Annotated in this window: 4 protein-coding genes; all 4 read left to right on the top strand. The window is 39.2% G+C overall.

Features of this window, described 5'->3' with window-relative positions; all coding sequences use genetic code 11:
• The first annotated feature begins 333 nt into the window (after positions 1 to 333).
• The 4 genes from DET49_RS14100 to DET49_RS14085 all read left to right on the top strand — a co-directional run bounded on the left by DET49_RS14100 (position 334) and on the right by DET49_RS14085 (position 11,782).
• On the top strand, positions 334 to 1,101 hold the full coding sequence (locus DET49_RS14100) for a helix-turn-helix domain-containing protein (protein ID WP_133548771.1): 768 nt from the start codon (positions 334 to 336) through the stop codon (positions 1,099 to 1,101).
• Between the two features lie 178 nt (positions 1,102 to 1,279).
• The gene (locus DET49_RS14095) at positions 1,280 to 1,783 is read left to right on the top strand and encodes a hypothetical protein (RefSeq protein ID WP_133548769.1); all 504 of its coding nucleotides are present in this window, start codon (positions 1,280 to 1,282) and stop codon (positions 1,781 to 1,783) included.
• 198 nt (positions 1,784 to 1,981) lie between these two features.
• The gene (locus DET49_RS14090; protein ID WP_208109657.1) at positions 1,982 to 2,524 is read left to right on the top strand and encodes a phage tail protein; all 543 of its coding nucleotides are present in this window, start codon (positions 1,982 to 1,984) and stop codon (positions 2,522 to 2,524) included.
• Positions 2,525 to 2,599: 75 nt separating this feature from the next.
• A complete protein-coding gene (locus DET49_RS14085) occupies positions 2,600 to 11,782 on the top strand; it encodes an MBG domain-containing protein (protein ID WP_133548765.1) in 9,183 nt (3,060 codons plus the stop codon).
• The last annotated feature ends 3 nt before the right edge of the window (positions 11,783 to 11,785 follow it).

Raw genomic sequence — 11,785 nt, 5'->3', positions numbered from 1 at the left:
GATTTGAAGACCGCATTAGGCTCGATTTGGCAACCACTCCTTCGGGGGTACCCCCGAAGGAGTGAAGCAAAGGACAGAGTTCAGATTACACTCCCAATCATCAGGGAAGAGTAAATAATTTGGTAATTCTTAAATGATTTATTTCGATCAGGATCATCAGCAGTCACAAATTTTTCCAGTTTAAAGATTTATGCTTTCTAAACCACTCCTTATTATTGAAGGTTTAAAGAAAAATTAAAAATTTCTATATTTAAGCTTTGAAAATATTTCAAGTACTGAGTTTTACTTATGACCTCCTTACTCTCTCTAAATCGGGTCCTGCAAAATCACCCTTTGTTTTTAAGTATCACAATTATAAATTATGATAGTGAGATTACTAGTTATAATTTAATCGGTTCAGGTAAGGTTTATTTAAATTTTATTTATGGGAGTATTCAAAAGATCAACTCCGATGGGACAAGACCAGAATTGGGTAGGATTCAACTTCAGCCCGTGGAGAATTATTTTTCATTACAAGCTGAGAAAGGTGCAAAATTAATTACACTTGCTATAAAGCCATTTCATTGGAATAATATAACCAAAGAGGATGCGAAAAATGCTCGTAACTCCCATTTTGATATGTCCATGGCGGTATCTGGTGCTTTACTAAATTTATTATACCAAGAACTTGAACAGGTAAACTGTCCGGATAAAGCCTTAGAAAAAATAGATAACTACTTCGATAGTTTTTATCCCCAATGGACTAAAATTACCCCGATAGATGAGATTATAGAGGATATTTTTAAAAGCCAGGGCAGGGTGGCTATAAAAGATATTTTAAATAAATATCCATTTTCCAGAAGTACTTTAAATACCTACTTTTATAAGCAAATAGGGGTATCCCCTAAATTTTTTATCAAATTAATACAATTCAATAATTTACTAAGAGAATTCTTATTAGAAAAAAAGACCATCTCGGAAATAATAAAGAATTGGGATTATTACGATTATTCACATTTAAAAAAAGATTTCATACTATTTACTGGGGGTCCACCAAAGAATTTCGAAAAATTTCGTGATGGGACTTTGGAAATGATTTTTAAAAATTTCTCCTACTGGTAGTTTAACTTTTTTTAACGTAAAACACTTCTTAGGTTTTATAAAAAATTAACAATCAAGGGGGTTTTTCCCTTATTTATATGTAAATTCTTACATATATCATTAATGTTTTGTTATTAAGTTTGTTGGTCAATTAGTGCAACCAAATACTAAATTTATTGCCAATTATAACTTAGAAAACATGATCATCGAGAATAGGTACGGAAAAGATATACTTGATTATTATTCCAAATATGTTGATCTATTTTATATAGATGTGCTGTCAGAAAATTTAATAAAGGCAGGCATAGGGGAAGAATACAGTGATGATTCTTTTTTACAGATTAAATTATCCGGTAGAGATGGACAATCTGCATTTGATTCGGAGCTAGTTAGCTATGGAACCGAAAAGAGGCTTACTTCAAAATTACAAGCCAATTATTCCCAATCTTATTTTTTCTGCAAAACATTTTCTTATACCCAAACCTTAAGTGTGGACGCTAAGCCTAGCGTCTCGGTAGGTGGAAAGAATGATGCAGCTAGTGGAAATGCTAAAATAAGCCCGGACTATTTGGGCCGGATAAAAAATCCGATGCCTATACCGTATCAAAAATCTCTTCCAAAAATCTTTGAAAAACTACAACTGATTATATCAGGCAGGAGGTTTTTATGTCATTCTATAGATTTAGGAAGTATGGGAGGTTAAGGGCAAAATGAAAAATTGGGAAGAGGAAATAAATTACGATATGATTAAAGCGGCGGATGGATCATTTCAAAGGTTCAAGGTCTTAATTCTTCAACAGAGATATGTCAGACAAGATGAAACAACATTTTGAACTTTTCAAATATTCTAATTTTTTAAATATCAATTAATTAAATAATCAACAATTCAAAACAAATTATTATGGAACCTTTTATTGGACAAATTATGATGGTAGGATTCAACTTCGAACCACGAGGTTGGGCATTTTGTGACGGTCGTTTATTATCGATTTCAGGAAATGAAGCTTTATTTTCTCTTTTGGGAACAATGTATGGCGGAGATGGTCGCACTAACTTTGCCTTGCCAGATCTAAGAGGAAGAAGCGCTGTGGGATTAGGGGAAGGACCTGGACTTTCACCAATCAACATCGGAGAAAAAGCAGGAGCTGAACAAATCACCTTAAACACTAATAATATGCCTTCTCATTCTCACAACCTCCAAGCAAGTAATGAGGCAGGGACCGCATCTAGTCCAGTTGGAAATTATCCGGCTGTTTCAAAGTTTCAAGAAGATAGACAAAGTCCGGTAGTTTCTGTTAATTCTTATGGTAACACAGCTAATTCATCGATGGCTTCACCAGCTATAGGTAGTTCAGGAGGTAATATGCCTTTTAACAATCGAAATCCTTATTTAGGAGTTAATTATGTTATAGCACTAGTTGGTATTTTTCCAAGTAGAAACTAATTCTTATAGTCCTTTGGAATCAACTTTTTCCAAAGGACTTTTTACGCTTGCTTCAATTCTTTACGTCCTTCTATTATGAAAAAAAAACTACTTCTAATTTTTCTGTTTTTTACCTTCTTTCTGCAAACAGCTTTTGCACAAATTACTACCGTTGATTTTAATGGTCTTTCAGAAAACCAATATTTGGCTCAGTCCTATTCAACCGGTGGGTTTACCTTTTCAATAAATTTGGCAAATGGTGCTGGAATTGTGACTAGATCCGGATCAGGTTTTCAGGGTTCAATTAGTCTTTATGATACTAACACCAACATTGGAGCATTGACCCGGTGGACTATTAAAAAAAATGATGGCAGTGAATTTCAATTCAGGAGTATATTCTTACAAGATGCTGGTTTTGCCAGCCCCTCAGGAACCATTCAGGGTTTTAAAAATGGATCAGCTGTTGGTCCAGCAAAATCTATTAATTTTAATTCCGGCACCGCAGGATTGAAGGACTTTGCTGGGGATCCAGATTTTTATGATGTAGATGAAATAAGAATTCAAGCCGTAGATATTAATTTCCATTTGGACCACTTTACTTATGGTCCTGTCTTCGTGGATGAAACGGAGATTCCTGCTGAGATAACTTCCATTTCCTTAACAGGAGCACCTCTTTCCAATGTTTCTTCGATAACTTTTGCAGTTAATTTTAGTAAAGCAGCTTTAAATGTTAGCAGCGATGATTTCGACTTAAATAGAACGGGTACTGCAAACGGTTCTATTGGTTCTGTATCAGGTTCAGGTTCTTCCTATACAGTTACAGTAAATAATATTATAGGGGAAGGAAGTTTACGTTTGGATCTTAAAGAAGGAACCAATATTACTAACAGCAACGGAAATAATGGTACTGCCGGCTTCACCTCGGGACAAACTCATTATGTGAGCCCTTGTCTGATAGAGACATTAGAAGATGAGACCAATGGAAGTAAAGCCTTTTCTATTGGTAGTAATAATTTTAGCATTACCGGAAATATGGAGGTGCGCACTGAAACTCCCACAATCGGCATTGATGGTTCAAGGTATACCCTAATAAATACAGGAACCGGTAACTACACCATTTCTTCTAATAATGGTGTTGTCCTTCTTAATAGCATGGCTATTTATCTTTCCTCCTTAGCAGATGGAACCAATCCAACTGGAAACGGAACACTTACCTTGGTAGGTAAGCAAGGTGGAAGCACTGTTTATACAATTACCAAGAACTCTGGTTTTGAAACTGATGGGACGACAAATAGTGGTTATACCATTTTGGATTTTTCTACAGAAGGAGGAGTGGACAATTCTATAATTCCCGTAGATCAACTTGAAATTTCCATAGGAGGAGCATTCCAGTATTTGAATGTAGATAATTTCGGCTTCTGCACCGATGATGAGGCCCCTAATGCTTATTCGGTTAATATAGATCAGGATCCTATTGCAGATGCAACTGAAAATGATGTCAGTTTCACTTTTACTGATGCGGAACTAAATGCCACCTATAATTATACTTTTACAAGTTCAGGGGGCGGAACCCCTATATCTGGTTCAGGAACGATCAGTTCCGTAAATCAACAAGTTACGGGAATTGACTTAGGTAGCTTGAATGTAGGAACGGTGACCCTTTCAGTAACTTTAACAGATTTATCAGGTAATGTTGGGAATCCAGCCACGGATAACAAAAGTAAGGTAAGTAATTCGCCTCCAGTGGCAACACCTCCAGCTGCTCCCGTTGTCCAGGAAGATGATGTAGACGTTCCTATTTCGGATGCTTTTGCAGTAGCTGATGTAGATGGAGATGATCAAACTGTCAGCTTTACAGTTACCGGAGGGACTATAAGCCTGGGTACTACAGGAATTACTTTTAACGGAGATGGAAATGGTTCAACTAGCTTTACCGCTTCAGGTTCCCTTGCCAATATTAATGCAGCACTAACAGCGGCTACTTTTACTCCAAATCCTGATTTAAATGGGACCAATGGCGGAACCATTTCATTTTTCAGCAATGACGCAGAGGTAGATTCCAATGTCGCTTCGGTGAGTTTTGACATTGAAGCTATTAATGATGATCCTAAACTGACCGGATTGCCGAATTCAATTGCTGTGGAGGAAGATGCTTCTGATAATCCATTTGATATATCATCAGCAACTATCAGTGATGTTGATGCTGGAAGCGGGGAGGTGACATTGAAACTATCAGCTACAGGAGGAATTTTTGATATAGCTGCCGGAACAGGAATTACCCTTTCTGGACATTTGACAGGTGAGTTAACCTTAACCGGTAATTTGACTAATTTAACCAATTACATCAGTCAGCCAACAAATATAAATTTCCGTCCTGATGCCAATCTTACCGGTGATGCTTCCGCCTCTGTAGAGGTGAGAATTAATGATAATGGGAATATTGGCCTTGGAGGAGGAAATGATATTTTGATCGCTACTATTGAAATAGATATCATCCCAGTAAACGACCTTCCAACTGCCATAAATTTCACAGTAAATCCGCTTGAGGGACAGGTTTATATTTTCTCTGCAGCAAATTTCGGTTACAAGGATTTAGATGGAGAACCATTGGTGGATTTGAAGATAGAGTCAATTCCTGCAGAGGGAATCTTATATGTTGACGCTGATGGCGATAATTCTTATGATGAGGCAGAAGAGGTGTCTGTAAGTGAACGAATCCCAAAGAATGTTTTGGATACGGGCAATTTACAGTATATCCAACATGGAACGATCAATACTTCCTTCCAGTTTGAAGTAAGTGACGGAACCCTCAGCAGCGGTGAAGATTATTTGGCAAAGCTGGAAATTTTGGCTTTGCCAAGAGTTACTTCGGTCATTGTTCCGGCAAACGATCGCTATGTGGAGGGAAAAAACCTGGATTTTACAGTTAATTTTTCAAGTGATGTGGTAGTAAATACTGCTGACGGTATGCCTGAGCTTTCATTGACAGTTGGTGCTTCAGCAAGAGCAGCTGTATATCTTTCTGGCTCAGGTAGTAGTTCTTTAGTCTTCAGGTACACTGTTCAAAATGGTGAAGAAGATCAAGACGGCATAACAATAGGTAATTTGACCACTAATGATGGAACCATGGAAAGCCCTGATGGAACTGCAGCTGATTTGAATTTAAGTAATATGGGAACGACTTCGGGAGTGCTGGTAGATGCAGTGATTCCAGTGGTAAGTTCCGTAAATACTCCTTCAGATGGGACCTTCAAAGGGGGGCAAAATTTGGATTTTACAGTTAATTTTGCAGAAGTTGTAAACGTGAAGACCGATACTGGTATTCCATCAATTGTATTGATTATTGGAGAAGAAAATGTCTCGGCTGATTACATGTCCGGTTCAGGAAGCAGTGCTATCGTATTTAGATATACCATTGCGCCAGGAGATTTAGATTTAGACGGAATTCAAGTTGGAGCACTAGCTACCAATGGAGGAAGTATCCAAGATGCAGCAGGTAATAATGCCAATCTTCTTTTAAATTCAATAGGTACTACTAACGGTATTTTAGTGGATGCAACAGCGCCTGCAGTGGCTAGCGTATCAACTCCAGTTAACGGAACTTATACTTCAGGTCAGAATTTGGATTTTACGATAAACTTCAATGAAAAGGTTACGATCAATACAACAGGGGGAGCGCCTCAACTTGCAATTACCATTGGTTCTCAAACAAGACAGGCCGGCTACCTTTCTGGCTCTGGTACTAGTGCGATAGTCTTCAGATATACAATTCAAAATGGGGATTTGGATACGGATGGAATCAGTTTAGGAAAACTTAATTCCAATGGAAGCACCATAGTGGATGATTCCGGTAATGATGCGATTCTAACCCTCAATGCTGTGGGTTCTACGGCCTTTCTTTTTGTGGATGCGATTGAACCTACCGGCTATTCGGTGAATATAGATCAGGATATTATCAATGGAGTAAATGATGAGGAGGTTAGTTTTACGCTCTCAGGAGCAGAATTGGGAACTACTTTTAATTACAGCTTTAGCAGTGAGGCCGGTAGTACAATTATAAGTGGTTCTGGAACGGTGAGTTTATCGAATCAGCGAATTTCAGGAATTGACCTAAGCAGCTTGCCCGATGGCGAAATAACACTGGAGTTGACCTTGAAGGATGCTGCCGGAAATGTAGGTTCAAATGCTTCTGATATAGTAACCAAGGATTTGTCAGCCAGGCTGAGTATTACCGCTTTAAATCAGGCAGAGGAAGATGATATTGATGGAGGGTTCGAGGTGACCACAGACAACTTATTTGCCAGCAATACCACAGTAAACATAGCGATAACAGGTACAGCTACTCAAGGGACAGATTATGGAAATATCGGAACTTCGTTTATATTCCCCGCTAATACCAAATCTGTACGTATTCCGCTGGATGTCCTGAATGACCTGGATGTGGAAGGGAATGAAACGGTTATTATTAGCCTGGTGGAAACAGACAATCTACAGGTATCCATAGGCACTTCCGAAAAAGCTATGATCACCATCACAGACAATGATGTCCCTTCAGAACTGGTAATTACTCCGACATTAAATCAAAGTAAGGTTTACGGGGAGAGTGATCCAGTTTTCACCTATACTGCCACAGGCTTTAATCTTGGAGACGATGAAAGTATTATTTCCGGGAAGTTAACCAGAATTACAGGCGAGACTGTAGGTACCTATGCTCTGAAAAAAGGAAGTCTGGATGCTGGAGCAAATTACTTTATAAGCATTGTTCCTGTCAATTTCACCATCACTCCAGCTACATTAAAGGTGTCTGCAGATGCCGATGATCAAAAGATCTACGGTGAAAATGATCCGACTTTAACCTATACTGCGATTGGATTTAAAAATGGTGATAATGAAAATATCCTAACGGGCGAGTTGTCAAGAATGCCTGGGGAGAACGTGGGTACTTATCCCATTAGCCTGGGAACACTTAATGCCGGGACAAATTATACGATTACCTACATTGGATCGGATTTTGAAATTAAACAAAGAGAATTAGCCGTGATGGCCAACCCGAATCAAAGCAAAATTTTTGGAGATGCTGACCCAACTTTCACTTATCAAGTTTCCAACTTTGGAAATGGGGACGATGAGAGCATCTTAACCGGAGCTTTGAGTAGACTGTCGGGTGAAACCGTAGGCAGCTATCCTATTAACTTAGGAGACCTATCTGCTGGTGTGAACTATAAGATCGATTATACGGGATCAGATTTTACAATCTCAGAAAAGACCCTGACCATCACAGTAACCGAGGACCAGAACAAAGTTTATGGAGAAGCAGATCCAGTTTTAACCTATACTGCTACCGGTTTTGAAAATGGGGACGATCAGTCCATTCTAAGTGGTGATCTATTAAGAGAAGCGGGAGAGAATGTTGGTACTTATCCTATCAATCTTGGTACGCTCAGTGCAGGTGATAACTACACGATCAGTTTTATCGGGACCGGCTTTCAAATAAAACCAGCAACACTTACTCTGAGCGCCAGTGCAGGTCAAAACAAGGTCTATGGTATGGAAGATCCAAAGCTTAGCTATACAGCTAGCGGTTTTCAATTTAGTGAAGGGCCATCTATTTTAACAGGAGAACTCCAAAGGCAAGCTGGAGAGAATGTTGGGACTTATGCAATCAACCAGGGGAGTCTAAGTGCTGGGGATAATTACATCATAGATTACCTGGGCGCTGACTTTGAAATTAACCCGGCCACCCTGACCGTGACCGCAAGTGCAGGTCAAAATAAAGTCTATGGTGAAGAAGATCCAAATCTTAGTTATACAGTTAGTGGTTTTCGATTCACTCAAGGTCCGTCTATTTTATCGGGAGAACTCGAAAGGGAAGCAGGGGAAAATGTTGGAACTTATCCCATCAACCTGGGAAGCCTGGTAGCAACGGACAATTATATTATTGACTACTTTGGAGCTGACTTTGAAATCACGGCAAGAACACTGAGGGTGATCGCTGACCAGGATCAAAGCAAGGTTTATGGAGCTACTGATCCAACTTTCACCTATCAAGTTTCCAACTTCGGAAATGGGGACGATGAGAGCATCTTAACCGGAGCTTTGAGTAGACGATCGGGTGAAACCGTAGGCAGCTATCCTATTAACTTAGGTGACCTATCTGCTGGTGTGAACTATAATATCGATTATAAGGGATCAGATTTTACAATCTCAGAAAAGACCCTGACCATCACAGTAACCGAGGATCAAAACAAAGTTTATGGAGAAGGGGATCCAGTTTTAACCTATACTGCTACGGGACTAGATAATGGGGATGATGTTTCAATTTTAACAGGAGAACTGCAAAGAGCATTGGGAGAAAACGTAGGTACTTACCCTATCAATCTGGGAACACTAGGTGCAGGTGATAACTACACGATCAATTTTGAAGTAGCAGACTTTACGATCACTCCTGCTAGTTTAAATGTCACTCCAGAAATTAATCAAAGTAAGATCTACGGTGAAGCAGATGGAGTTATCTCCTACACAGCCACCGGTTTTGAACGCGGAGATAATGAAACCATCCTAAGTGGTGCACTTACCAGAACAGCAGGGGAAAACGTAGGGAGTTATATGATCACTCAGGGAACCCTTGATGCTGGGGTCAACTATAGGCTAAATTATTCGGGCACAGACTTTACAATTACTCCAAGAAGCTTAACTGTTATTGCTGATTCCAACCAGGCTAAGATGTATGGAGAAAATGATCCTGTACTAACTTATAGCGCAACCAATTTTGGAAACGGTGATGATGAAAGTATTTTAAGCGGATCCCTGAGTCGACAAGAGGGAGAACACGTGGGCAAATATTCCATTACCTTAGGAACTCTTGATGCAGGTAGGAACTATATCATTGACTATAAGGGAACGGAGTTTTCAATTTTGAAAAAGACACTTAGCATTACGGTGGATGACAATCAAAGCAAGGTCTACGGTGATGCGGATCCAGTTTTCTCTTATACAGTCAGCGGTTTTGAAAATGGAGATTCTTTACCTGTGCTTTCTGGTACTTTAGACAGAGAGCCAGGAGAGGATATTGGAACGTATGCTATCGGTAAAGGAAGTCTAAAAGCAGGAAACAATTATTCAATTAGTTTCAATAGTTCAGATTTTGAAATTACGAAAGCAAGCTTGCAGATCATTGCTAATGTCGGACAGAGTAAGATCTATGGAGAATCAGATCCGCTCTTCACCTATATTGCAACAGGTTTTAAAAGAGGAGATGATCAAAACGTCTTAACAGGAATTTTGAGTAGGGCTGAAGGAGAAAATGTTGGAACCTATGCGATCCAATTAGGTAGCTTAAATGCAACCAAAAATTATATGATTGATTTTGAAGGAACTACCTTTGAGATCAAGCCCGCAACTATTGATGGAATCATCTTTGAAGATGCAAACTTTATATATGATGGAACTCCTAAATCTCTTGAAATACAAGGAGAAATACCGAGCGGAACAAAAGTTTTATACACGAACAATGAAAGGGTAAATGTTGGTCGTCAAGAGGTTACGACAACTATTACCGGACCCAACTATATTCCTTTGATCTTGACAGCTGATATCACTATCACTCCTGCATCCATTACAGAGGTTACTTTTGGAGATGCTACCTATACCTATGATGGCAGCCAGCACAGTATATTTGTTGATCACCTACCAGAAGAGGCCCAAGTAACCTATGTGAATAACGGACAGACCCAGGCGGGTATCCATAAGGTCATTGCGAAGATCAGTCAGGAGAACTATAACGATCTGGAATTAGCGGCAAACTTGATAATAGAAAAAGCCCAGGCCCTAATTACGACCGATGCACAGCAAAGCTTCACCTATGATGGGGAATTGAAACTCGTAAAGGCACAATTGAATCACTCAGAAACAGAATTGATTTATAGCCCACAACAGGGGTATAGCGAGGCAGGAACGTTCGACGTTACTGTATCATCAAAAGAAACCAATAATTATTTAGCTGCTTCAAAAGAAGTGACTTTGTCTATTGAATATTCAGAAATTGAAGGGGTGGTCTTTGAGAATGAAAGTTTTATTTATGACGGTAGTACAAAAAGCATCACAGTTAGCGGGCTACCCCAGGGGGCAAGTGTTAGCTATGATAACAACGGGAAAACTAATGCAGGGAATTATACCGTTGTTGCGACTATAAGCTCAGCTAATTCTTTGGATAAGGTATTAAGTGCACAGCTTGTCATTACTAAGGCTCCCCAGGAAATCCGTTTTGATGCCCTTGAAAACCGTTATCAAAGAGATGGTTATTTCCAACTGGATGCTTTATCAAGTTCAGGTTTGCCTGTTGTTTATTCTTATTCTTATGAATCAGAGGATCCAGCTGCAACTGTTGGTTCACGAGGTTTTGTGAGAATATTAAGCCCGGGAACCATCACCATTACTGCCAAGCAGCAAGGAAATCAAAATTATGAAGCTGCAGATCCGGTGGTAAGGACACTCACAATTATCGGAAATGAGGCGAAATTAAATAGGGTTTCCATAAACGGGAGGATGTACTCCAATCCCCAGGAAGAGATCTATTACCTTATAGATTGTGAGGACAATGTAAGTCAGATCCAAATCCAGTTTGAGCCCAATCAGGGTGCTACTCTTGACCAGGAGGCTAACCTTACAATGACCATATCCTCACCAGGTATTTATCAGAAGACAGTGACGGTAACCTCCGAAGATGGGACTTCCACCAAAACTTACACTATCATTATCGAGAAGAATTTCAATTTTAGAGATATCGTTATACAAAAATTCAATAATGTTTTACTGGTAAATAATAATTCAGAAACCAATGGCGGCTATTCATTTGTGAGTTATCGTTGGTATAGGAATGGTTCCGTGGTGGGTAATGGTCAATATTATTCCGTTGGAGATGATATCAATGATGCATTGGATCCAGAGAGTAATTATTATGTGGTCGTCGAAACTGAAGAGGGGGAGGTTTTAAGGACTTGTGTCTCTAACGTTCAATTAAGAAGTTCTTTCCAGGTAACTTTAGCACCTAACCCAGTAAGATCTGGTGGAACCATGGAGCTTTTTGTTGATTTCCCTAAGGAGGAACTTGAAACGATGGAAATTTCCATACATAACCTGAACGGAGTGCTTTTGAAAACCTTGAAATCTAAAAGTGAATTCACAAATATCTCTTTGCCTAACAATCTTCAGATAGGAATATATCTATTGAGAATAGATACGCAAAACATCCATAAAACCCTGAAGTTTATTGTAAAATAATAT

It is taken from the genome of Salegentibacter sp. 24, assembly GCF_004362395.1.
Classification (GTDB): Bacteria; Bacteroidota; Bacteroidia; order Flavobacteriales; family Flavobacteriaceae; genus Salegentibacter.
This window is presented reverse-complemented; position numbering and strand designations above follow the sequence as displayed.